Source organism: Herbidospora cretacea (assembly GCF_001570605.1).
Lineage (GTDB): Bacteria > Actinomycetota > Actinomycetes > Streptosporangiales > Streptosporangiaceae > Herbidospora > Herbidospora cretacea.
Genome location: NZ_BBXG01000002.1, coordinates 656,196 through 679,252 on the forward strand (window position 1 = coordinate 656,196; position 23,057 = coordinate 679,252).

A 23,057-nucleotide genomic window follows, 5' to 3' on the forward strand; every position below is an offset into this window, starting at 1 on the left:
CGCCGGTCACCCGGCCTTCGCGGGCACGAGCCGGTCGATGCGCACCGCGGCGGCCTTGAACTCCGCGGTCCCCGCGATCGGGCAGGTCGCCTCGATCGTCAGGGCGTTGGTGTCGACCTCGTCGGGGAAGTGCATCGTCATGAACACCAGGCCCGGCCGCAGGGCCGGGTCGATCCAGACGGGGGCCACGACCGTGCCCCGCCGTGAGCTGATGCGGACCTCCTCGCCGGCGCTCACGCCGAGCCGCTCGGCGTCTTCGGGGGAGAGCTCGATGGTCTCGCCGCGCCGCAGCGGGGAGGCGAAGCCGGAGCTCTGCACCCCCGTGTTGTAGGAGTCGAGACGGCGGCCGGTGGTGAGGCGGAACGGGTATTCGTCGTCGAGCAGGTCGACCGGCGGCGAATGGCGCAGGATCGCGAACGGCGCCGGACGGCCGCGCTTCTCCGGATCGGTCTCCCACAGGCGGCCGTGGAGATAGGACGGTTCGAGACTGTCGGTCGAGGGGCACGGCCACTGGATGCCCTGGTGCTCCTCCAGCCGGTCGTAGGTCATGCCGAAGTGGGCGGGGGAGACGGCGCGCAGTTCGTCCCAGACCTGCTCGGAGGACTCGTAGGCCCAGTCGTGGCCGAGCCGGCGGGCCAGCTTGCACAGGATCCAGATGTCGTCGCGGGCCTCACCCGGCGGCACCAGCGCGGCGCGCACCCGCTGGACGCGGCGCTCGCTGTTGGTGAAGGTGCCGTCGGACTCGCACCACGCCGCCCCGGCGGGCAGCACCACGTCGGCCATCTGGGCCGTCTTGGTCAGGAAGATGTCCTGGACGACGAGGTGGTCGAGCATGCTGAGCCGCTTGACGCAGCTCAGCGAGTCGGCCTCGGACTGGACCGGGTTCTCGCCGATCAGGTAGCAGGTGGTGACCTCGCCCTCTGCCATGCCTTCGAGCATCTCGGTCAGGTTCCGCCCGTAGCGGGGCTGGATCGGGGCCTGCCAGGCCGACTCGAAGCGGGCTCGGATCGCGGGGTCGAGGATGTCCTGAAAACCGGGGAGGCGGTTGGGGATGGCGCCCATGTCGCCGCCGCCCTGCACGTTGTTCTGGCCGCGCAGCGGTGACAGGCCCGAGCCGTAGCGGCCGACGTGGCCGGTCAGCAGGGACAGGTTGATGAGGGCGCGCACGTTGTCGGTGGCGTTGTGGTGTTCGGTGATGCCGAGGGTCCAGACCATCTGGGCGCGGTCGGCGCGGGCGAAGGCGTGGGCCATCTCGCGGATCGCGTCGGCGGGCACGCCGGTGACCTGCTCGGCGGCCGACAGGGTCCACGGTTCGACGCTGGCGGCGAACTCGGCGAAGCCCTCGGTGGCGCGCTCGATGAAGGTCGTGTTGTGGAGCCCGGCGTGGATGATCTCGCGCGCCACGGCGTGGGCGAGCGGGATGTCGGTGCCGACGTTGAGCCCGAGCCAGCGGTCGGCCCACTGGGCCGTGCCGGTCCGGCGGGGGTCGACGGCGAACATCCTGGCGCCCTTGCGGATGCCCTTGAGGACGTGCTGGAAGAAGATCGGGTGGGCGTTGCGGGCCGCCGAGCCCCACATGAGGATCACGTCGGCGTCTTCGACCTCCTGGTAGGAGGAGGTGCCGCCGCCGCTGCCGAACACGGCCGACAGCCCCGCGACGCTGGGCGCGTGGCAGGTGCGGTTGCACGAGTCGACGTTGTTGGTGCCGATGACCACACGGGTGAACTTCTGGCCGATGTAGTTCATCTCGTTGGTCGATCGGGCGCACGACAACATGGCGAAGGCGTCGGGCCCGTGGGCCGCCACGTTGCGCCGGAACCCCTCGGCCGCACGGTCGAGCGCCTCTTCCCAGGTCGCCCGGCGTAACACCCCGTCTTCGCGCACCAGGGGATGGGTCAGCCGGTCGTAGTGTTCGGCCTTTCTCTTCTTCATGCCCTCACCGTTCTCCCAGGCAGATTCCACAACGTATTCTGTATGCAGACTACGGTATTCGAGCTCATGCCGCGCCAACAAGCCGGGCCTGGGTGTCGAGCAGGTCGGTGACGGCGTGGATCGCGCGGAGGGTGGGGACGGGGGTGCCGGTCAGATCGGCGAGTTCGACCACCGCCGCCAGCAGCACGTCGAGTTCGAGCGGCTTGCCCTTCTCCAGGTCCTGGAGTGTGGAGGTCTTGTGTTCGCCGGCCTTCTCGGCCCCGGCGAGCCGCCGCTCGATGGAGATGTGGGGGTTGCAGCCGACCGCCCGGGCCACCGCGACGGTCTCTTCCATCATGGTCCTGACCAGCTCGCGGGCGCCGTCGTGGCGGCAGATGCCCGCCATCGTGGCCCGCGCGAGGGCGCTGATGGGGTTGAAGGCGACGTTGCCCATCAGCTTCACCCAGATGTCCTGGCGCAGATCGGCTTCGACCGGGCACTTGAGGTCGCCGGCGACCATCGCGTCGCCGAACTCGACGCACCGGGCGCTCCGTTCGCCGCTGGGCTCGCCGATGGAGAAACGGGTGCCTTCGAGGTGGCGGATCACGCCGGGAGCCTCGATCTCGGTGGCGGCGTAGACGACGCAGCCGATGGCGCGCTCCAGCGGGAGGGCCTCGGTGACCGAGCCGCCGGGGTCGACGCTCTCGATGCGGTAGCCGTCGTAGGGGCCGCCGAGCCGGTGGAAGTACCACCATGGGATGCCGTTCTGGGCGGCGATGAGGCTGGTGGAGCCGTGGAGCATCGGCGCGACCAGCTGACCGGCCGCGGCGTAGGAGTTGGCTTTCAGGCCGAGGAAGACGTGGTCGACCGGGCCGACCTCGCGGGGTTCGTCGGTGACGTGCGGGTGGGCGGTGAAGTCACCGCGTGGGCTGAGCACGCGCACGCCTGACTCACGCATGGCCGCGAGATGCTCCCCGCGGGCGATGAGATGGACCTCGACGCCGGCGCGATGCAGGGCGGCCCCCACATACGCGCCGATGGCGCCGGCGCCAAGAACAGCGACCTTCACACTAGCTCCGTTCTCGCGTCGACAGTGCATTCGGTATACGGTATGGCAGCAGCGTCGTCAAGGAGGTCAACCCATGACCGTGCTCTCCCGCGCCCGCCCCGGACCCGCGGTCGGCCACGCCGACCTGCCCTGGGACCGGGCGCGCCGACTCGCGGCGGCGGCCACGCTGCCGCTGCCCGAGGCCGATGTGCCTCTCTCCTCCGCCCACGGCCGCCGGCTGGCGGCGCCGCTCCGCGCGCTCGTGGCGCTGCCGGGCGTCGACGTCTCGGCGATGGACGGCTACGCGGTCGGCGGCCCCGGTCCGTGGCTCGTCGTCGGCGACGTGGCGGCCGGGGGCGCGCCGTTCCCCCGGCGTCTCGGTCCCGGCGAGGCCGTGGAGATCGCCACGGGGGCGCCGGTGCCTGAGGGGGCCGTGTGCGTGGTGCCGTACGAGAAGACCGAACAGAGCGGGCTGTCGATCAGTGGTCACTGTGAGCCGGGCCGGCACATCAGGCGGCGGGGGGAGAACGTGTCCGAGGGCACGGTCGTGCTGACCTCCGGGACCGTGGTCACGCCTGTCGTGCTCGGGCTGGCCGCCTCGCTCGGCCACGACACGCTGCGGGTGCGGCCGCGGCCCTCCGTGTCGGTGCTGATCACCGGTGACGAGGTGGTGGGCTCAGGGGTGCCGGGGCCGGGGCTGGTGCGCGACGCCGTGGGGCCGATGCTGCCCCCGCTGATCGCCTCGGCCGACGGGAGGGCGCTGCCGCCCCGGCGGCTGGCCGACGGCGCCGACCCGCTGGAGGCCGCGATCCGTGACTCGGAGGGCGACGTCGTCGTGGTCTGCGGCGCGTCGTCGAAGGGACCGGCCGACCACCTGCGCGGGGTGCTCGGGCGGCTCGGCGCGGCGGTCCTGGTCGACGGCGTCGCGGTGCGGCCCGGCCATCCGCAGGCCCTCGCCCGGCTGCCGGGAGGGCGGCTGGTCGTCGGGCTGCCCGGCAATCCGTTCGCCGCGCTGGCGGCGGCGCTCACGCTGCTGGCGCCGGTGCTGCGCGCGCTCAACGGGCGGCCCGAACCCGAAGGAGAGCTCAGCGCCGTCGCCGGGCCGGTGCGCGGTCATCCGCGCGACACCCGCCTGGTGCCCGTGTGGAGATCGGCCCGGGGCGCCACCCCCGTGGGTCATGACCAGCCCGGATCCCTGCGCGGAGCGGCGATCGCCGACGCCCTGGCGGTCGTTCCCCCGGGCTGGGCCGGCGAGCCCGTCGAGTTGCTCGACCTCCCGGCCCGGTAACCGGTTCGAAATCTTGTAACCCGCCGGAAAGGTATGGACATCCTCGGAGCCCGGGGGTAACCATAATCCTCATACGGTATGCAGTATGGCGTAGACGCAATTCAGAACGTTCTGACAGAACGTCTTTGAGAGGACGGCCCTGATGACGGAACCAGCCCCGGACCAGATCTCCGGCGGTCACCTGGTCGCGAAGGCGCTCAAGGCGGAGGGGATCGACGTGATCTTCACCCTCTGCGGCGGCCACATCATCGACATCTACGACGGCTGTGTCGACGAGGGCATCGACGTGATCGACGTGCGTCACGAACAGGTCGCCGCCCACGCGGCCGACGGCTACGCGCGCATCACCGGCAAGCCGGGCTGCGCCGTGGTGACCGCGGGCCCCGGCACCACCGACGCGGTGACGGGTGTGGCCAACGCCTTCCGCGCCGAGAGCCCGATGTTGCTGATCGGCGGCCAGGGCGCGCTGAGCCAGCACAAGATGGGCTCACTGCAGGACCTGCCCCACGTCGACATGATGACGCCGATCACGAAGTTCGCCGCGACCGTCCCGTCCACCGAGCGGGTCGCCGACATCGTGTCGATGGCGTTCCGCGAGTGCTACAACGGCGCGCCCGGCCCGTCGTTCCTGGAGATCCCGCGCGACGTGCTCGACGCCAGCGTGCCGGTCGAGAAGGCCCGCATCCCCGAGGCCGGCCGCTACCGCGCCTCCACCCGTCAGGCCGGCGACCCCGACGCGATCGAGCGGCTGGCCGACCTGCTCGTCCACTCCGAGAAGCCCTGCGTGCTCCTCGGCAGCCAGGTCTGGACGACCCGGGGCACCGACGCCGCGATCGACTTCGTCCGCGCCCTCAACGTGCCCGCCTACATGAACGGCAGCGGCCGGGGCACGCTGCCGCCCGGCGACCCCCACCACTTCCAGCTCTCGCGGCGCTACGCCTTCAACGAGGCCGACCTGATCATCATCGTCGGCACCCCCTTCGACTTCCGCATGGGCTACGGCAAGCGGCTGTCCCGCGACGCGACGGTCGTCCAGATCGACCTCGACTACCGCACGGTCGGCAAGAACCGCGACATCGACCTCGGCATCGTCGGCGACGCCGGGCTCATCCTCGCCTCCGCCGCCCAGGCCGCCTCCGGCCGGGTCGACACCGGCGCCGCCCGGCGCAAGGAGTGGATCGAGGAGCTGCGCGCGGTCGAGACCCAGGCCTTCGAGAAGCGGCTCCCGCGCCAGCTCTCGGCCGCCCAGCCGATCGACCCCTACCGGCTGGTCCACGAGATCAACGAGTTCATCACCGAGGACACCATCTACATCGGCGACGGCGGCGACATCGTCACCTTCTCCGGCCAGGTCGTGCAGCCCAAGTCGCCCGGCCACTGGATGGACCCCGGGCCTCTCGGCACCCTCGGCGTCGGCGTCGCGTTCGCGATGGCGGCCAAATACGCCGAGCCCGACAAGGAGGTGCTGTGCCTGTTCGGCGACGGCGCCTTCTCCCTCACCGGGTGGGACTTCGAGACGATGGTCCGCTTCGACCTGCCGTTCATCGGCGTCATCGGCAACAACTCGTCGATGAACCAGATCCGCTACGGCCAGGCCGCCAAATACGGGAACGACCGCGGCCGCGTCGGCAACACCCTCGGCGACGTCCGCTACGACGAGTTCGCCCGCCTGCTCGGCGGCCACGGCGAGGAGGTCCGCGACCCCGCCGACATCCGCCCGGCCCTGGAGCGCGCCCGCGAGTCGGGCAAGCCCGCGCTCATCAACGTGTGGGTCGACCCGGACGTCTACGCCCCGGGAACCATGAACCAGACGATGTACAAGTAGGGAGCGCGGCATGCCCAAGGCCTTGGAGGGCGTCCGCGTCCTCGACATGACCCATGTGCAGTCGGGCCCGTCGGCCACGCAGCTGCTCGCGTGGCTCGGCGCCGACGTCGTCAAGCTGGAGGCGCCCACCGGCGACATCACCCGCAGCCAGCTGCGCGACGTGCCGGGCGTCGACAGCCTCTACTTCACGATGCTCAACTGCAACAAGCGCAGCATCACGCTGAACATGAAGAGCGAGCGCGGCAAGGAGCTGTTCGTCAAGCTCGTCCAGGAGTCCGACGTCCTGGTGGAGAACTTCGGTCCCGGCGCGGTCGACCGCATGGGCTTCCCGTGGGAGCGGCTCCAGGAGCTCAACCCCCGCCTGATCTACGCCTCCATCAAGGGCTTCGGCACCGGCAGATACGCCAAGTTCAAGGCCTACGAGGTGATCGCCCAGGCGATGGGCGGCTCGATGGCGACGACCGGGTTAGAAGAGGGCCCGCCGCTGGCCACCGGCGCGCAGATCGGCGACTCCGGCACCGGCGTCCACGCCGTGGCCGGCATCCTGGCCGCGCTCTACCAGCGCGAGTCCAGCGGCCAGGGGCAGCGGGTGCAGGTCGCCATGCAGCACGCCGTGCTGAACCTCTGCCGGGTCAAGCTGCGCGACCAGCAGCGCCTGGCCCACGGGCCGCTGCGCGAATACCCCAACCGGACCTTCGGCACCGAGGTGCCGCGCTCCGGCAACGCCTCGGGCGGCGGCCAGCCCGGCTGGGCGGTCAGGTGCGCGCCCGGCGGGCCCAACGACTACATCTACGTCATCGTCCAGCCCGTCGGCTGGAAGCCCGTCTCCGAGATCATCGGCCGCCCCGAGCTCGCCGACGACCCCGAGTGGGCCACCCCCGAGGCGCGGCTGACCAAGCTCGACAAGATGTTCCAGCTCATCGAGGAATGGTCGAGCCAGCACGACAAATGGACGGTCCTCGACCGGCTCAACGCGGCCAACGTGCCCTGCGGGCCGATCCTGTCCACCGCCGAGCTCATCGACGACGAGTCGCTACGCGCCGAGGGCGCGGTCGTCACCGTCCCCCACCCGGCGCGCGGGGAGTTCACGACGGTCGGCAGCCCCCTCCAGCTCTCCGACTCCCCGGTCGACATCACCACGCCGCCGCTGCTCGGAGAGCACAACCACGAGATCTACACCCGGCTCGGCGTCACGCCCGACGAGCTGGCCGAGCTGAAGACGAACGGAGTGATCTGACATGTCGGCAGAGGTTCGCGAGATCCTCGACAAGGCGCGCGCCGAAGGGCGCACCGCGCTGACCGCCCCCGAGGGCAAGCGCGTCTGCGACGCCTACGGGATCGCCACCCCCGGAGAGGGGCTGGCCACCTCGGCCGACGACGCGGTCACGCTGGCCACCTCGATCGGCTTCCCGGTGGTGCTGAAGATCGTCTCCCCGGACATCCTGCACAAGACCGAGGCCGGCGGCGTCCTGGTGGGCGTCGACTCGGCCGAGGCCGTCCGCGCCGGCTACGAGAAGATCCTGGCCAGCGCCCACGCCTACGACGCCGGAGCCGTCATCGACGGCGTCCAGGTGCAGCAGATGGTCGGCGGCGGCCACGAAGTGATCATCGGCGCGGTGACCGACCCCACCTTCGGCAAGGTGGTCGCGTTCGGCCTCGGCGGAACGTTGGTCGAAGTGTTAAAGGATGTGACCTTTCGGCTCGCCCCCCTAACAGTGCATGATTCCCTGGCGATGCTGGACGACATCAAGGCGGCCGAAGTGCTGCGTGGGGCCCGCGGAGCCGCACCGGCCGACCGGGCGGCTCTGTCGGCCATGATCGAACGCGTCGGCGCGCTGGTCGCCGACTTCCCCGAGATCGCCGAGGTCGATCTCAACCCCGTCTTCGCCTCCGCCGACGGTGCCGTGGCAGCTGACGTGCGCATCATCCTCTCCGCCGAGGCGCCGGTGGAGACCCCGCGCATCCCGCGCGAGGAGATCCTCGCCAAGATGAACCGCATCTTCCATCCCCGGGCCGTCGCCGTCATCGGCGCCTCCGGCGAGACCGGCAAGATCGGCAACTCGGTCATGCGCAACCTGATCAACGGCGGCTACCGGGGCAACATCTACCCGATCAACCCGAAGTCGGCGGAGATCCTCGGGTTACCCGCCTACCGGAGCATCGCCGACGTGCCCGGCGAGATCGACGTCGCGGTCTTCGCCATCCCGGCCGCGTTCGTGCCCGCCGCCCTGGAGGCCGCCGGCGAGAAGGGCGTCGCCGGGGCCATCATGATCCCCTCGGGCTTCGCCGAGACCGGCGACGTCGAGGGCCAGCAGGCGATCGTCGAGATCGCCCGCAAACACGGCGTGCGCATGCTCGGGCCCAACATCTACGGCTACTACTACACGCCCGAGAACCTCTGCGCGACCTTCTGCACCCCCTATGACGTGCGCGGAAGCGTCGCGCTGACCTCCCAGAGCGGCGGCATCGGGATGGCGATCCTGGGCTTCAGCCGCACCACCCGCATGGGGGTCTCCGCCATCGTCGGGGTCGGCAACAAGGCCGACGTCGACGAAGACGACCTCCTCACCTTCTTCGAGCAGGACGACAACACCAACTGCGTCGCCATGCACCTCGAAGACCTCAAAGACGGCCGCGGCTTCGTCGAGGCCGTCCAGCGGGTCGTCACGAAGAAGCCGGTGATCGTGCTCAAGGCGGGCCGGACCGCCATGGGGGCACGGGCCGCCGGATCCCACACCGGCGCGCTGGCCGGTGACGACAAGGTCTACGACGACATCCTCCGGCAGGCCGGTGTCGTCCGCGCACCGGGCCTCAACGACATGCTGGAATACGCCCGCTCCCTGCCGATCATGCCGACCCCCCAGGGGGAGAACGTCGTGATCATCACCGGTGCGGGCGGCTCCGGCGTGCTCCTCTCCGACGCCTGCGTCGACAACGGGCTGACCCTCATGGAGATCCCGCCCGACCTCGACGAGGCGTTCCGCGCCTACATCCCGCCGTTCGGAGCGGCGGGCAACCCGATCGACATCACGGGCGGCGAACCGCCGTCCACCTACGAGAACACCCTCAGGCTGGGCCTCACCGACCCCCGGATCCACGCGCTCGTGCTCGGTTACTGGCACACCATCGTCACCCCCCCGATGGTCTTCGCCGAACTGGTCGCCCGGGTCGTGGCCGAGGAGAGGGCGAAGGGCAACCACAAGCCGGTCGTCGCCTCACTGGCCGGTGACACCGAGGTCGAAGAGGCCTGCGACTACCTCTTCGACCACGGCGTGGTCGCCTACCCCTACACCACGGAGAAGCCCGTCGCCGTGCTCGGCGCGAAATACCGCTGGGCCAGGGCGGCGGGTCTCATGCCCGGCTGACGCACCACCCGCACACACCGCGGCGGCCCGCCGCACCTGAGCACGGCGGGCCGGCGCACGACGCTCCGGTGACCAGGGCCGGAGACCCAAGAGGGGGGCGAATCGGGGACAGGCGGGACCAATCAACTCCCGAGGAGGTCCATACGTGGACACGTCAAGTACACCGGCGACCGAACCCACGGCTGCCGCCGCAGGTCAAGAAGAGAAAGTGTGGCGGGCGGGCAAACTCGAGCCGATGCCCATCCGCACCCTGCCCGACGCGCCCCCGTCGGTGCACATCCTCGGGCCCACCGTGTTCCTCGTCGCGCTCGGCGTGGGCATGGGCGAGTCCTACATGTGGCCGCGGCTGGTCCTGCTGTTCGGGCCGGAGATCCGCTGGCTGTTCCTCGTCGGCGTGACCCTGCAGGCCGTCGTCATGCTGGAGATGGCCCGCTACGCCATGGCGACCGGCGAGAGCATCTTCTTCGGCGCGGCCCGCGTCTTCAAGCCGCTGATGTGGTTCTTCTTCGTCGTCGCCATAGCCGTCTACATCTGGCCCGGCCACCTGTCGGCGGGCGCGGCGGCGTTCGAGGAGATCACCGGCATCCCATGGACGGTGACCGCGGTATGCGGCCTGCTCCTGGTGGGGGTGGTCTTCAGCCTCGCCAAGGTGATCTACAGCCTGCTGGAGACCCTGCTGTCGATCCTGATCGGCGCCCTGGTCATCGGCACCGCCATCGTCGCCGCGATGGTCGGCACCTGGAACGACGTCGTCAGCACCGTCACGGGCATGTTCGCCATCGGCTACATCCCCGACGGGGCCATGACGGCCGCCTGGTTCCCGGTGATCGTGGGGTCGATCGCGTTCGCGGGTCCGTCCGGGATGCAGCAGATGTGGTACACCCTCCACCTGCGCGACTCCGGGGCCGGCATGGGCGCGCACATCCCGCAGATCCGCGGCCTGCGCCACGCCGGCGAGGAAGAGGCCATGCCCTCGCGGGGCTTCATGTTCGACACCGACAACCCCGAGGAGATGAAGAAGTGGCGCGGCTGGCGCCGCTGGGTCACCTTCGACGCGCTCCTGCTCTTCTGGGGCGTCACCATGCTCGTCACCATCTCGTTCACGGTGATCGCGCAGGCGGCGACCCGGCAGACGCCGGGCATCCGGGAGATCATCGCCAACGGCGAGCGTGAGGCGGCCCTGTCGGCCATGGCCGACTCGTTCGCCTCGGCGGGCAGTTCGGTCCTGGGCGTCATCTTCCTCGGCTTCATCTCGCTCATCGGCCTCAACGCGACCCTCGGCCTGTTCGACTCGTTCTCGCGCGGCCAGGCCGACATGACCTACCACTTTGTGAGGGGCGCCAAGAAGATGCGCATGTCGCATCTCTACGCGGCCTTCCTGTGGGGCGTCATCGCCTTCGGCATCCTGATCCTGCTGTTCGGCCCGGCCGACGGACCGAGCGGCATCCTCGACACGCTGGCGTTCCTGTCGACGTTCGCCATGGGCGCCTACTGCGTGACGTTGCTGCTGGTCAACAACCGCATGCTGCCGAAACCGATCCGCCCCAAGTGGTGGTCGAACCTGATCATCGGCTTCGGCGCCGTGTTCTACCTCGGCATGCTCCTCTACAGCCTGTTCGCCTACGGCGTCGTGGTCGGCTGACATGGCGCCCGGCCGACCCTCCATCCGGCACGCCGCGGAGCTCGCCCTCCCCGGCGTCGCGATCGGAGCCGTCGGCGGCGCCATGGCCGGCGGGCTGACCCTCATCACGGGTCAGCCCGCCGGTTGGGCCGCCGTCGCGGCGCTCACGCTCGCCCTCCCGCTGGCCCTGTTCGGCGGCGTCTTCAGCACGCTGTGCGGACTCGGCGGCCCCTTCCGCCCCGGCCTGTTCGCCCCCGCAGGGCTGTTCTGGCTGGTCGCCTTCCCGCTCTCCCGGCTGATTCAGCAGGTCAGCACCGGTCTCATCCTCGATGGCCAGGTCGTCCTCGCGGGCGGCGTGGCCGGATTCCTCGCCTACCAGGCGCTGGTCAGCCTCGGTTTCGCCATCGGATTCGTCTGGCTGCACGAACGGCTCATGCCCCATTGGCTGATCCGGTTAGCAGGGCACAACCCCGTGGCGCGTACCCTGCTTCAGCGCTATGTCGAGCACGCCGAAGCCCTCAACCACCACCGTCGTAGCCGGAAGGCGCGTGGAAAGGGTCCGACAAAAGGAGTCCGATGAACCTTCCCGCCTGGGTATGGCTTGCCACGATCGCGGGATTCGCCCTGGTGCTCGCGTTCGACTTCTGGCTGGTCGCACGCAACCCCCATGAACCCTCCTTCCGCGAATGCGTCGGCTGGGTCGTCTTCTACGTGGGCCTGGCCGCCGTGTTCGGAGTCGGCCTCTGGATCCTGTGGGGCGGTGACCACGGCGGGGAGTTCTTCGCCGGATGGATCACCGAATACTCGCTGAGCGTCGACAACCTCTTCGTCTTCCTGATCATCATGAGCCGCTTCCAGGTGCCGCGGCAGTACCGCCAGAAGGTCCTGCTGATCGGCATCATCATCGCCCTGGTCATGCGCGGCGCGTTCATCGCCGCCGGGGCCGGCGCGATCACCCGGTTCGACTGGCTCTTCTACATTTTCGGCGCCTTCCTGATCTACACGGCGTGGAAGCTCATCGGCCACGAGGAGGAAGAGGCCGAGTTCTCCGAGAACATCGCCCTGCGCACGGTCCGCCGCGTCCTGCCCTCGACGGACAAATACCAGGGCGCCCGGATGACGGCCCGCATCAACGGCCGCCGCGTGGTGACCCCGATGCTGATCGTCATGGTGGCCATCGGCACCACCGACCTGCTGTTCGCCCTCGACTCGATCCCCGCCATCTTCGGCCTGACCCGCGAGCCCTACATCGTGTTCACCGCCAACGCGTTCGCGCTGATGGGCCTGCGGCAACTGTTCTTCCTGATCGGCGGCCTGCTCGACCGTCTCGTCTACCTGAGCAAGGGCCTGTCGGTGGTGCTCGCCTTCATCGGCGTGAAACTGATCATGGAAGCCCTCCACCACGACGGCGTCTCGTGGGCCCCCGAGGTCCCGATCTCGGTCAGCCTGGGCGTCATCCTCGGCACCTTGATCGTCACCACCATCGCAAGCCTGATCAAGACCCGCATGGACGACCGCCGCGCCGCCTCCTCGCCCCCGCCCGCCCCGAAAGACGACGCGGGCGAGGAGGGCCGCCCGAAGGCCGACATCGACAGCTGACCCCTTCTGTCGCCGGCCTCCGCGGGATTGCCCGTCCTGCGGAGGCCTGGTGGTATCGGGTGCATGCTCCGACCTGACGCGGTGCGGCTCGGGCGGGAGGCCGCTCACAGGTTGGCCTTGCTGGGCCGGTGTGAGATCCGCCCGGGCCTGACCGATGCCGAGTTCGACCAGATCGAAACGACGTTTGGTTTCACGTTCGCCGACGATCATCGCGCCTTCCTCGCGGCAGGGCTGCCGATCAATGGGACGCGGCCCGAGGAGGGTGCGGTCCGGAAGCGGCCTTGGCCCGACTGGCGTGACGGAGACGAAGACGAGCTCCGCTCGCGCCTGACGTGGCCGAGCGAGGGCATCCTGTTCGCGGTGGAGGACGGTGCCTGGCCGGCCTCGTGGGGAACCCGGCCCGAAGATGGGACCGCTGCAGCTGAGGTGGCGGCGCAACGTCTCGCCACTGCACCGAGGCTCGTGCCGGTCTACGGTCACCGGTTCCTGCCTGCGGGACGGGGCACCTACGGCGGTCAGGTGCTGTCGATCTGGGGCGACGACATCATCGGTTATGGACGAGATCTCCCAGCATGGGTGCGCAATGAGTTCCGGCCGAACCGCGAGGAAGCGAGTGCTTGGGAGCGGGGCGTGCCCATTCCGTTCTGGGACGAGTTCATATAGGCCGCATGAGCACCGCCGACCAGCAAGGATGGCACCCGGATCGACCAAGCCGTCTCCGCCCTGGCTAATCCGAGACTGGCCGGCCCAGCCGGCGATGTCAGTTCGCCGAACTTAGCCTCCGCTCCAGCAGACGGCCTACCAGGCGAGCTTCAGCAGAAAGTCTACCGGGCGGGTCTCGGTACAGGGACTGCCGGGCGGATCTCAGCAGCGGGGCTGCCGGGCGGGCCTCGGTACAGGGACTGCCGGGCGGGCCGCAGCAGCGGGTCTACCGGGCGGGTCTCAGTACAGGGACTGCCGGGCGAATCTCAGCAGTGGGGTTGCCGGGCGGGTCTCGGTACAGGGACTGCCGGGCGGGCCTCAGCAGAGGGGCTGCCGGGGGTCTCAGTAGAGGCCTACCGGGCGCCCAGCAGACTACGCAGCAGAGGTCATGCAGGCGGTTTCACCCACGCTGGGCGGCTGCTCTGCGTCCTTGCTCATTACAGTCGCGACTTAGTTAGGCCGATGAGGGAAGCTGAATTGGCACGTCAGCCCTCTCCCTCAGGTGTCGGCTCGGTTCACCGGTCCTGGCTTGGCCGGATGAGGTCCCCGCTGAGCATCACGGGCACGCGATGCCCAATGTCGGCGGCTGCTGAGCGGTGGCGCCCGACGTTTGGGCATGCCGCCACGATGACGTCGGACCCTGGTGCTGGAGTGCACGCGAGTCCGACGCCGGGTGGCAGCGGGGGGTCAGCGCTGTTCGGCCTTGACGGGCTCGGTGGCCCACCGGCTGACGTGGCTTTCGACGCCATCGGCGGAACGCGCCTTGCGCAGTGCGGTGGCGAGGCCCAGCCCGATCGGGCGGCCGTCGGCCGAGGCGCCCAGCGGGCCCTCGAAGGCGCGGAGCTTCTCGAAGAACGACTTCATGCGAATACACCTCCTTCGGGGACTGTCTCAACTACCCGGGACGGTCCCGGGGAATCCAGGGGCGCCGACTGCTGGATGTCGGCTGGTCATGCGGGTTCAAGATGTTCGGTATGAGGCGCAAGCTTCCGGTTTCAAGCGGCTGGATGGTTCATCAGCCTGTTCGGTAACCGGAATCGATGGCCGCTGACATCGGGCATGTGAGGCCGGGTGGTGAGGCCGGGTGGTGAGGCCGGGTGGTGAGGCCGGGTGGTGAGGCCGGGTGGTGAGGCCGGGTGGTGAGGCCGGGTGGTGAGATCTGTTGTGGGTGCATCCGGTGCAGGTGAAACGGGGTGACATCGGGCTCTTGTCCAGAGCTCTGTGGCAAGTTTCCAGAAGCGGAACCTTGTCCGAGTTTCCCGCTAAAGCATTAGGTCTGCGTTTCAGGAGTGGAAACATCTCGGTGATCCTGGAGCCTCCTTGGTGCCTTGCTGGATTTGCTTGCCCTTTGCGGCGTCGAAGATGGGCAATCAGCCGTATCGTCAGGCACTGATTACGAGCAGTGACGATTTAACCTCGGCTGCTACTCACCCTTTACTGCTGGTTATTGCGACCGAGACGCCGGTTTCCTCCGCACCACGTCTCAGTAGATGTCCGAGCGGCAGTCATGTGGCGGATGGGTGCCGCCCTTTGTCGTTCGGTCTTTGTTATCTGAGACCTGACGCTCCTGCGGCGCAATGAGTGCCGAAGAGATTCAGTGGGGCAGCGTTCTCTGAAGCGCGGCCCTGGGTGCCACCTGGTCCGTCAAGCGTCGTCTCCGCGGACCTGATGTCTCGGGCTGTCAGCTGCCAAGTGAGCCAGCCGGCCGTCAGTCCTTGAAACCGGTGCTGGAACGGATATGCCGGGTCCGATCGAGCGTGATTTCTAGATCGGTGTCCCAGGAGCCCGCTTGGCAGCGGGGCTCGGATATCTGTCCCAGTGCGAGTGTCCGTCTCGAAGCACGATGCTTGAACTGCTCGCCGCAAGGCGAGTCGGTTTCGCGCGTGCATCGGCTTGGAGCTTGTCCGAAAGGCCAGGCTGCTTCTGCCCGTGAAAGCTGTCCCCTCGGCTCATCAGGCGGGGAAAGGTGCTCTACCGGGCGACCATTCTTTCCTCCTCCGGACTGGCTCGCTGAGCACCGGTTCAGCTGGATACCGCGCGCGGCCGGCGGCGGCGGATGGGGGCCGGGGGCTCCACTTCCGGGTGCTGGGCGCGGGACTCCAGGTAGGACTGGCGGGTGTGTTCGGTGTGGCGGCGCATGATGTCGGCGGCGACGTCCTCCTCGCCCGCCTCGATCGCGTCGATCAGGGCGGCGTGCTCCTCCCACGAGGCCTTGCCCCGGTGGCGAGCCACGGGGGTGTGGTACCAGCGGACCCGGCGGGCGACCTGGGAGGTCAGGTCGGCCAGGACGCGGTTGCCCGACATGTTGACCACTGCCGTGTGGAGCTCGCTGTTGGCGGCGACGGCGGCGTCGACGTCGTCGGCCACGCAGGCTTCCAGGCCGCGCAGGCAGATGTCGCGCAGCGTGGAGACACCGCTCTTGTCGGGGTTGCGGGCGGCGAGGCGGGCCGATTCCGCTTCCAGGAGGGTGCGGACGGCGAGGAGCTGGTCGGCTTCCTCGACCGTGGGGGAATGGACGTAGGCGCCGTGGCCGGGACGCAGATCGACCCAGCCCTCGCCGCTCAGCAACTGGAGAGCCTCCCTGACCGGCTGGCGGGAGACGCCGAGGTTGTCGGCAAGCTCGTTTTCGACAAGGTGCTGACCCGGCTTCAGGCTGCCGATGATGATGAGCTCGAGGATCCTCTCCAACACGCTCTCCCGCAGGGTTGTGGGACGAACGATCTTCGCGGTGGAGCCCTGGTTGGCCAGCATCGGGTTTCTCAACTCCTGGAAACGACCACTAAGTGTTTGTCGTCGACTGCCTACAGCATACATTCCTGGCATTCTTACCGACCGTGACATCGCTCACATCGGCCTGCCCATTTCCCCGGCCCTTACCGCTGAACGCCCCTCACAACGACGGCGCGGGCAGCGTCGCGGGTACTCCCGGGCGACGCAAAGTGGCGCAGAGTAGGGCGGTGGCGGCGGCGATGATCGTCGCGGCCACGAAGACGGGGGTGCCCGCGCTGCCGGGCAGGGCGGGCAGGGCCAGGAGCGCCAGGCCTACTCCGGCCGGGCCCGCGACGGCCTTGGCGGTGTAGACGAGGCCGTGGATCCCGTGGACGCGGTCCTCGCCGAAGTACTCCCGCACCAGCGCGGCGATGAGCGGATAGATGGCGCCTCCGCCCAGACCGGCGGGGACAGCGGCCACCACCGCGGCCGTGTCGGCGGCGGCCACCGCGGCCGCCGCGGCGAGCAGGCCCTGGGCCACTGCCAGCAGGGTCAGCGCCGCGGCGAGGACCCGCACCCGGCCGAAGCGTTCCGCCAGTGGGACCGCCGTCGAGCGGCCCAATCCGGTGAGGGTCAGCAGGACGGCCAGGGCGAGCCACAACGGCTCAGGGCCGAGGAAGGCCAGGGCGATCACGTCGAAGATCGCGACGGCGCCCGCGCCGACGAGGATCACGGTCAGCACCACCAGCGTGGGGGTGCGGGCGGCCTCGGCCAGGGAGAACTGTCGGGCGGCCCGGGGCTGCCGGTGCAGGACCCGGCGGTCGAGGGCCCACGCGCGCGGGTCGATCTCCGGGGGCCACCAGTTGGCGGGGGGCGTGCGGAGGACCGCCGCGGCCCAGGCGATCGCGGCCAGGCCCAAACCGGCCATGACGGGCCATAAGCGCAGGTCGAGGACCAGTGGAATGGCGCTGCACGAATAAGCGCCGGTGACGAGGGCGACGCGCACCCCCGGCCGTTCGGGATGCCAGCGGGCGAGGGTCTCGGTGCAGGCGGCGTACACGAGCCCTGCTCCGGTGCCGCCCAGCAGGCCGTAGCCGATCAGCAGAGGACCGCTGGGGACGGCCAGCGACGGGATGGCGAGCGCGCACAGCAGGGCGCCGAGCCACAGGGCGACGCGGACGCCGACGACCCCGCGCGACAGAAGGCGGGTGGCGGGCAGCGCGACGGCGGCCTGGCACGTCAGCCAGACCGCCAGGGGGAGCAGAACCTCGGCGGCGGAGAGGCCGTGGGCACGGGCGATCGACGGGGCGACGGCGGCATAGCCGTATTGCATCGGGCCGACCGCCGCCATGGCGGCCATGGCGGGCCAGAGCATCGCTGACCTGGGACGACCGGTGAGCTCTGGGGCTGGTGGGCCCACGCGATAGAGACGCCCGCGCCAGTCTCTCACTTCCAAAGTATCCTGCATACCGTATGGAATATCCCAGGACACCGACTCCTGTCGAGAGGCCTTTACGAGGCTCGTTCCATACGGTATACCGTCTACAAGATGCGTTGAGGGAGGCCCTGTGGACCTGTTCGAGCACCAGGCGAAGGAGCTGTTCGCGCGCTACGGCGTTCCCGTCCCCGAGGGGGCGGTGGCGGCGACGCCCGAGGAGGCGCGCGCCATAGCCGCCGAGCTGGCCGGGCCGGTCGTGGTCAAGGCCCAGGTGAAGACGGGCGGTCGCGGCAAGGCCGGCGGCATCAAGCCCGCTCCCGGCCCGGCCGCGGCGGAGGACGCCGCCCGCGCGATCCTCGGGATGGACATCAAGGGTCACCTGACCCGTAGTGTCCTGGTCGAGGTGGCCGACGTCCCGGCCGAGGAGTACTACGCGGCCTTCCTCGTCGACCGCGCGGCCGGGACCTTCCTGGCGATGTGCTCGGCCTCGGGCGGCATGGAGATCGAGGAGCTGGCCGCCACCGATCCCGGCGCGCTGGTCAGGGTGCCGATCGATCCGCTGCGCGGGGTCGACCACGAGACGGCGTCGTTCATCGTGACCGAGGCCGGGCTGCCCTCCGACGTCGCCGGTGAGGCGGCCGGCATCCTCGTCGGTTTATGGAAGGTGATGGCGGGCGAAGACGCCGTGCTGGTGGAGGTCAACCCGCTGGCCCGGACCGCCGACGGCCGCGTGCTCGCCCTCGACGGCAAGGTGACGCTCGATGAGAACGCCGGCTATCGGCACGACCGGCCCGCCGAAGCGGCCACGGGCGGCGACGACCTGGAGAGCCGGGCCAAGGGCAAGGGGCTCAACTACGTCAAGCTCGACGGCTCCGTCGGCGTGATCGGCAACGGCGCGGGGCTCGTCATGAGCACCCTCGACGTCGTCGCGCAGGCCGGCGCCAGGCCCGCGAACTTCCTCGACATCGGCGGCGGCGCCTCCGCCCAGGTCATGGCCGACGGGCTCGGCGTCATCCTGTCCGACCCCGACGTGAAATCGGTGCTGGTCAACGTGTTCGGCGGGATCACCGCCTGCGATGCGGTGGCCGACGGCATCGTGGCCGCCCTCGCCACCCTCGGCGAGCAGGGTGCGACCCACCCGATCGTGGTGCGGCTCGACGGCAACAACGCCGAGGCGGGCCGCCGGATCCTCGATCAGGCGGCACACCCCGCCGTCCGGCAGGTCCCGACCATGGACGGCGCCGCCGAAGAGGCGGCCAGGCTGGCCAACGCGGCCGCGTGAGGAGAACCCCAGAATGTCGATCTTCCTGAGCAAGGACAGCCGTGTCGTCGTGCAGGGCATGACCGGCGCCGAGGGCGGCAGGCACACCGCCCGCATGGTCGCGGCGGGCACCAATGTCGTGGCCGGGGTGACCCCGGGCAAAGGCGGCCAGGTCCACCAGGGCATCCCGGTGTTCTCGTCGGTCGCCGAGGCGATGGACTCGACCGGCGCCGACGTCTCCGTGGTGTTCGTGCCGCCCCGGTTCACCAAGGGCGCGGTCCTGGAGGCGGTCGACGCCGGGATCGGGCTGTGTGTGGTGATCACCGAGGGCGTGCCCGTGCACGACAGTCTTGAGTTCCTGACCGTGGCCAGGCAGGGCACGACCCGGGTCATCGGGCCCAACTGCCCCGGGCTGATCTCGCCCGGCGCCGCCAACGCGGGGATCATCCCGGCCGACATCACCGCTCCCGGGCGCATCGGCCTGGTGTCCAAATCGGGCACTCTCACCTATCAGCTGATGTACGAGCTCCGGGACATCGGGTTCTCCACAGCTGTGGGAATCGGCGGCGACCCCGTCATCGGCACCACCCACATCGACTGCCTCCGGGCGTTCCAGGACGATCCCGACACCGACGCCATCGTCATGATCGGCGAGATCGGCGGCGACGCCGAGGAACGGGCCGCCGCCTTCATCGAGAAACACGTCACCAAGCCGGTCGTCGCCTACGTCGCCGGGTTCACCGCGCCCGAGGGCAAGACCATGGGCCACGCGGGCGCGATCATCTCCGGATCGGCCGGCACCGCCCAGGCCAAGAAGGAGGCACTGGAGAAGGTCGGCGTCAGCGTCGGCCGCACGCCCAGCGAGACGGCCCGCCTGATGCGGGCGTTGCTGGAGGCGGCGTGAACGGGCTCCGGTTCGACGTCAACCTGTCGATCCTGTTCACCGAGCTGCCGCTGCTGGAGCGGTTCGAGGCGGCGGCCAAAGCGGGGTTCGACGCGGTCGAGCTGTGGTGGCCCTTCGACGGTCCGCAGCCGTCCGAGCCGGAGCTCGACCGGCTGCGGACGGCCATCGGCGACGCCGGGGTGCGGCTCGTCGGGCTCAATTTCGACGCCGGTGACATGGCCGGGGGCGACCGGGGGCTGGTCTCCTCGCCGGGCGGGTCGGCGCGGTTCCGGGCCAACGTCGAGGTCGCGGCGGGGCTGGCCGAGTCGCTCGGCTGCCGGCGGCTGAACGCGCTCTACGGCAACGCCGAGCCCGACGTGGCTCCGGAGGTCCATCGGGCGATCGCGGTGGAGAACCTGCTCCACGCCGCCGAGGTCGCCGACCAGGCGGGGGCGATGGTGCTGGTCGAGGCGCTCAACTCCCACGAGAGCCCCCGCTATCCGATCGTGTCGTCCGAGGAGGCGTTCCGGCTGCTCGACCAGGTCGGCGTGGCCAACGTCGGGTTCCTCGCCGACCTCTACCACCTTCACCGCATGGGAGAGGACGTCCTCGAACTGATCGACCGCCGGTGGGAGCGGTTCGGTCACGTGCAGATCGCCGACGATCCGGGGCGGGGGCAGCCGGGCACCGGCTCGATGCCCTATGACCGCGTCTTCGAGCGGCTGGCCGCCACCGGCTACGACGGTCACGTGGGCCTGGAATACCGTCCGGTCGGCCCGAGCGCCGACAGCTTCGCCTGGAGGAACGGATGAACATCGGCTTCATCGGGCTCGGCATCATGGGCACGCCCATGGCCGCCAACCTCGTCCGGGCCGGGCACACCGTGGTCGGCCACGACGTCAGCGCCGCCCGGCTCGACGAACTGGCCGAGCTCGGCGGCAAGGCTGCGGCGAGCCTGGGCGAGGCGGTCGCGCAGGCCCACGTGGTGATCACCATGCTGCCCGACTCGCCGCAGGTCGAAGAGGTGGTCTTCGGCGAGGGCGGCGTCCTCGACCACGCCCCGGCCGGGCTGCTCCTCATCGACATGAGCACGATCAAGCCCGAGACGTCCCGGCGGGTGGCGCAGGCGGCGGCGGTGAAGGGCGTCCACGCCATCGACGCGCCGGTCAGCGGCGGGGAGAAGGGCGCCATCGACGGCACGTTATCGATCATGATCGGCGGGCGGGCCGAAGACGTCGAGTCGGCCCGGGAGATCCTCCGGGTGCTCGGCACCACGATCGTCCACGTCGGGCCCGCCGGGGCGGGGCAGACCGTCAAGGCGGCCAACCAGCTCGTCGTCGGCGGCACCTATGCCCTGATCGCCGAGGCGATCGTGCTGCTGGAGGCGTCCGGGGTCGACCCGAAGGGGGGCCTCGACGTGCTCGCGGGAGGTCTGGCCGGGTCGCGGATCCTGGAGCTCAAGCGCCATTCCATGGTCGAGCGCAACTTCCAGCCGGGCTTCCGCGTCGACCTGCACCACAAGGACATGGGCATCGCCACCGCCGCCGCCCGCGAGGCCGGGATCGCGCTCCCCATGACCGCCCTGGTCGCCCAGCTCATCGCGGCGGCCAAGGCCCAGGGCCACGGCTCCCTCGACCACTCCGCCCTGCTGAAAGTGATCGAAAGGATCAATTCGTGAAGCGGATCCCCTGCATGGAGGCGGCGGTCGCGGTGATGGAGAGCGAAGGCGTCGACACCGTCTTCGGCATCCCCGGCGCGGCGATCCTGCCGCTCTACGCGGCTCTGCAGCACAGCTCGATCAGGCACATCACCGTCCGCCACGAAGAGGGCGGCACCCACGCCGCCGACGGCTGGGCCCGCGTCACCGGGAACGTCGGCGTCTGCATCGGCACCTCCGGGCCGGCCGGCACCAACATGATCACCGGGCTCTACACGGCGATGGCCGACTCGATCCCGATGATCTGCATCACCGGCCAGGCCCAGAAGGGCAAGCTCCACCAGGAGTCGTTCCAGGCGGTCGACATCGTCGAGATCGCCAAGCCGGTGACCAAGTGGGCGGTGCAGCTCAAGGAGCCCGCGCAGGCCGCCTGGGTCTTCCGCGAGGCGTTCCGCGTCGCCCGGTCGGGGCGGCCGGGGCCGGTGCTCATCGACCTGCCGATCGACGTCCAGCGCGGGACCTGCCTCTACGACCCCGAGCTCGACGCGCCGCTGCCGGTCGACGTGCCGCAGCCCCTGCCGAAGGCCGTCGCGGCGGCGGTCGACATGCTGTCGGCCGCCGAGCGCCCGCTGATCCTGGCGGGCGGCGGCGTCGTCATCGCCGACGCCTCGACCGAGCTGCGGGAACTGGCCGAACACCTCCAGGTGCCGGTGCAGGTCACGCTGATGGGCAAAGGCGCGTTCCCCGAAGACCATCCGCTGTTCGCCGGCATGGCGGGCATCCAGACCCAGACCCGGTGGGGCAACGCGGCGTTCCTCGAAAGCGACCTGGTCCTGGCCGTCGGCGCGCGCTTCGGCGACCGGCACACCGGCGACCTCGACGTCTACCGCAAGGGCCGCCAGTTCATCCACGTCGACATCGAGCCGACCCAGATCGGCCGGGTCTTCGAGCCCGACCTCGGGGTCGTCGGGCACGCCCGGCCGACGCTGGCGGCGCTGGCCGCCGAGGCGCGCGGTCGCGGCCCGGCCAGGCGCGCGTCGGGGTGGGCCCACCGGGTCGGCGAACTGCGGCGCACGCTGCCGCGCCGCGACGACTTCGACGACGTGCCGATCAAGCCGCCGCGCGTCTACCGCGAGATCAACGAGTTCTACGGCCCCGACACGACCTTCGTGACCGCCATCGGGCTCTACCAGATCTGGTCGGGCCAGTTCCAGAAGACCTATCTGCCGCGGCGCTACCTCGTCTGCGGCCAGGCCGGGCCGCTGGGCTGGGAGGTGCCGGCGGCGATGGGGGTGAAGTGCGCCTATCCCGAGCGTGAGGTCGTGGTGGTCGTCGGCGACTACTCCTTCCAGTTCCTGATGGAGGAGGTCGCGGTCGCCGCGCAATACCAGATCCCGTTCGTCATCGTCATGGTCAACAACGAGTGCCTGGGGCTGATCCGGCAGGCCGAGATCCCCTACGACATGAACTTCGCCGTCGACCTCCACTACGGCGAAGGCGGCATCGACCACGTCAAGGCCATGGAGGCCTTCGGCTGCCCGGCCCGCCGGGTCGAGGAGCCCGGCGACATCCGGCCCGCCCTCGAATGGGCCACCGCCGAGGCCCACCGGTCACGGCTCCCGGTGCTGGTCGAGGTCATGGTCGAACGCGAGGCCAACGCCGCCATGGGTCCGTCGCTCGACGCCATCAAGGAGTTCGAGCCGCTGCCCGTGCTGGCCGACGACATCGACTGGTCCGACTGAGGAGACGA

The 23,057-nt window shown here is 70.0% G+C and carries 18 protein-coding genes; 13 read left to right on the forward strand and 5 right to left on the reverse strand.

Features of this window, described 5'->3' with window-relative positions:
- Positions 1-6 precede the first annotated feature (6 nt).
- Both AW270_RS05660 and AW270_RS05665 read right to left on the reverse strand, forming a co-directional pair.
- Positions 7-1,932 carry a molybdopterin oxidoreductase family protein gene (locus tag AW270_RS05660; RefSeq protein WP_061291296.1) on the reverse strand — a complete coding sequence of 642 codons (1,926 nt, stop codon included), beginning with the start codon at positions 1,930-1,932 and terminating at the stop codon, positions 7-9.
- Positions 1,933-1,996: 64 nt separating this feature from the next.
- On the reverse strand, positions 1,997-2,980 hold the full coding sequence (locus tag AW270_RS05665; RefSeq protein ID WP_061291298.1) for a 2-dehydropantoate 2-reductase: 984 nt from the start codon (positions 2,978-2,980) through the stop codon (positions 1,997-1,999).
- Positions 2,981-3,053: 73 nt separating this feature from the next.
- Between AW270_RS05665 and AW270_RS05670 the strand changes: the two genes are divergently transcribed.
- From AW270_RS05670 to AW270_RS05705, 8 genes are all read left to right on the forward strand, one after another.
- Positions 3,054-4,247: a molybdopterin molybdotransferase MoeA gene (locus tag AW270_RS05670; RefSeq protein ID WP_061291300.1), complete on the forward strand. Its 1,194-nt coding sequence runs from the start codon at positions 3,054-3,056 to the stop codon at positions 4,245-4,247.
- A 142-nt stretch (positions 4,248-4,389) separates the two neighbouring features.
- Positions 4,390-6,072, forward strand: coding sequence for a thiamine pyrophosphate-binding protein (locus AW270_RS05675; protein ID WP_061291302.1), 1,683 nt, complete (start codon positions 4,390-4,392; stop codon positions 6,070-6,072).
- A 10-nt stretch (positions 6,073-6,082) separates the two neighbouring features.
- Complete coding sequence (frc, locus tag AW270_RS05680; protein ID WP_061291303.1) at positions 6,083-7,309, forward strand: formyl-CoA transferase; 1,227 nt, start codon at positions 6,083-6,085, stop codon at positions 7,307-7,309.
- A gap of 1 nt (position 7,310) precedes the next feature.
- A complete protein-coding gene (locus AW270_RS05685) occupies positions 7,311-9,437 on the forward strand; it encodes an acetate--CoA ligase family protein (RefSeq protein ID WP_061291305.1) in 2,127 nt (708 codons plus the stop codon).
- 235 nt (positions 9,438-9,672) lie between these two features.
- Positions 9,673-11,079, forward strand: a complete 1,407-nt coding sequence (locus tag AW270_RS05690; RefSeq protein ID WP_157521712.1) for an Nramp family divalent metal transporter — start codon at positions 9,673-9,675, stop codon at positions 11,077-11,079.
- Between the two features lies 1 nt (position 11,080).
- Entirely contained in the window at positions 11,081-11,638 is a 558-nt protein-coding gene (locus AW270_RS05695) for a hypothetical protein (RefSeq protein ID WP_061291309.1), read from the forward strand.
- On the forward strand, positions 11,635-12,657 hold the full coding sequence (locus tag AW270_RS05700; protein WP_061291311.1) for a TerC family protein: 1,023 nt from the start codon (positions 11,635-11,637) through the stop codon (positions 12,655-12,657). Before AW270_RS05695 ends, AW270_RS05700 begins: the two co-directional genes overlap by 4 nt.
- 63 nt (positions 12,658-12,720) lie before the next feature.
- Positions 12,721-13,320: an SMI1/KNR4 family protein gene (locus AW270_RS05705; RefSeq protein ID WP_061291313.1), complete on the forward strand. Its 600-nt coding sequence runs from the start codon at positions 12,721-12,723 to the stop codon at positions 13,318-13,320.
- A gap of 726 nt (positions 13,321-14,046) precedes the next feature.
- Here AW270_RS05705 and AW270_RS38495 read toward each other — a convergent pair.
- The 3 genes from AW270_RS38495 to AW270_RS05715 all read right to left on the reverse strand — a co-directional run bounded on the left by AW270_RS38495 (position 14,047) and on the right by AW270_RS05715 (position 17,443).
- Entirely contained in the window at positions 14,047-14,223 is a 177-nt protein-coding gene (locus AW270_RS38495) for a hypothetical protein (protein ID WP_157521713.1), read from the reverse strand.
- A 1,158-nt stretch (positions 14,224-15,381) separates the two neighbouring features.
- Positions 15,382-16,110: a GntR family transcriptional regulator gene (locus AW270_RS05710; RefSeq protein ID WP_061291315.1), complete on the reverse strand. Its 729-nt coding sequence runs from the start codon at positions 16,108-16,110 to the stop codon at positions 15,382-15,384.
- A 139-nt stretch (positions 16,111-16,249) separates the two neighbouring features.
- Complete coding sequence (locus tag AW270_RS05715; RefSeq protein ID WP_061291316.1) at positions 16,250-17,443, reverse strand: MFS transporter; 1,194 nt, start codon at positions 17,441-17,443, stop codon at positions 16,250-16,252.
- Between the two features lie 193 nt (positions 17,444-17,636).
- Between AW270_RS05715 and sucC the strand changes: the two genes are divergently transcribed.
- Genes sucC through gcl form a run of 5 tightly spaced genes read left to right on the forward strand, consistent with a single transcriptional unit; the run spans position 17,637 to position 23,049 of the window.
- On the forward strand, positions 17,637-18,788 hold the full coding sequence (sucC, locus tag AW270_RS05720; RefSeq protein WP_061291318.1) for an ADP-forming succinate--CoA ligase subunit beta: 1,152 nt from the start codon (positions 17,637-17,639) through the stop codon (positions 18,786-18,788).
- A 13-nt stretch (positions 18,789-18,801) separates the two neighbouring features.
- Complete coding sequence (sucD, locus tag AW270_RS05725) at positions 18,802-19,671, forward strand: succinate--CoA ligase subunit alpha (RefSeq protein ID WP_061291320.1); 870 nt, start codon at positions 18,802-18,804, stop codon at positions 19,669-19,671.
- Complete coding sequence (locus AW270_RS05730; RefSeq protein ID WP_061291322.1) at positions 19,668-20,462, forward strand: hydroxypyruvate isomerase family protein; 795 nt, start codon at positions 19,668-19,670, stop codon at positions 20,460-20,462. The genes sucD and AW270_RS05730 overlap by 4 nt, the downstream gene beginning before the upstream one ends.
- A complete protein-coding gene (locus AW270_RS05735; RefSeq protein WP_061291324.1) occupies positions 20,459-21,328 on the forward strand; it encodes a 2-hydroxy-3-oxopropionate reductase in 870 nt (289 codons plus the stop codon). Before AW270_RS05730 ends, AW270_RS05735 begins: the two co-directional genes overlap by 4 nt.
- A gap of 14 nt (positions 21,329-21,342) precedes the next feature.
- A complete protein-coding gene (gcl, locus tag AW270_RS05740) occupies positions 21,343-23,049 on the forward strand; it encodes a glyoxylate carboligase (protein WP_061291495.1) in 1,707 nt (568 codons plus the stop codon).
- The last annotated feature ends 8 nt before the right edge of the window (positions 23,050-23,057 follow it).

Coding starts and splice junctions, on each gene's coding strand:
- AW270_RS05660 (WP_061291296.1), bottom strand. CDS start 1,932: ATGAAGAAGAGAAAGGCCGAACACTACGACCGGCTGACCCATCCCCTG.
- AW270_RS05670 (WP_061291300.1), top strand. CDS start 3,054: ATGACCGTGCTCTCCCGCGCCCGCCCCGGACCCGCGGTCGGCCACGCC.
- AW270_RS05675 (WP_061291302.1), top strand. CDS start 4,390: ATGACGGAACCAGCCCCGGACCAGATCTCCGGCGGTCACCTGGTCGCG.
- frc (WP_061291303.1), top strand. CDS start 6,083: ATGCCCAAGGCCTTGGAGGGCGTCCGCGTCCTCGACATGACCCATGTG.
- AW270_RS05685 (WP_061291305.1), top strand. CDS start 7,311: ATGTCGGCAGAGGTTCGCGAGATCCTCGACAAGGCGCGCGCCGAAGGG.
- AW270_RS05690 (WP_157521712.1), top strand. CDS start 9,673: ATGCCCATCCGCACCCTGCCCGACGCGCCCCCGTCGGTGCACATCCTC.
- AW270_RS05695 (WP_061291309.1), top strand. CDS start 11,081: ATGGCGCCCGGCCGACCCTCCATCCGGCACGCCGCGGAGCTCGCCCTC.
- AW270_RS05700 (WP_061291311.1), top strand. CDS start 11,635: ATGAACCTTCCCGCCTGGGTATGGCTTGCCACGATCGCGGGATTCGCC.
- AW270_RS05705 (WP_061291313.1), top strand. CDS start 12,721: ATGCTCCGACCTGACGCGGTGCGGCTCGGGCGGGAGGCCGCTCACAGG.
- AW270_RS38495 (WP_157521713.1), bottom strand. CDS start 14,223: ATGAAGTCGTTCTTCGAGAAGCTCCGCGCCTTCGAGGGCCCGCTGGGC.
- AW270_RS05710 (WP_061291315.1), bottom strand. CDS start 16,110: ATGCTGGCCAACCAGGGCTCCACCGCGAAGATCGTTCGTCCCACAACC.
- AW270_RS05715 (WP_061291316.1), bottom strand. CDS start 17,443: ATGCTCTGGCCCGCCATGGCCGCCATGGCGGCGGTCGGCCCGATGCAA.
- sucD (WP_061291320.1), top strand. CDS start 18,802: ATGTCGATCTTCCTGAGCAAGGACAGCCGTGTCGTCGTGCAGGGCATG.
- AW270_RS05735 (WP_061291324.1), top strand. CDS start 20,459: ATGAACATCGGCTTCATCGGGCTCGGCATCATGGGCACGCCCATGGCC.
- gcl (WP_061291495.1), top strand. CDS start 21,343: ATGGAGGCGGCGGTCGCGGTGATGGAGAGCGAAGGCGTCGACACCGTC.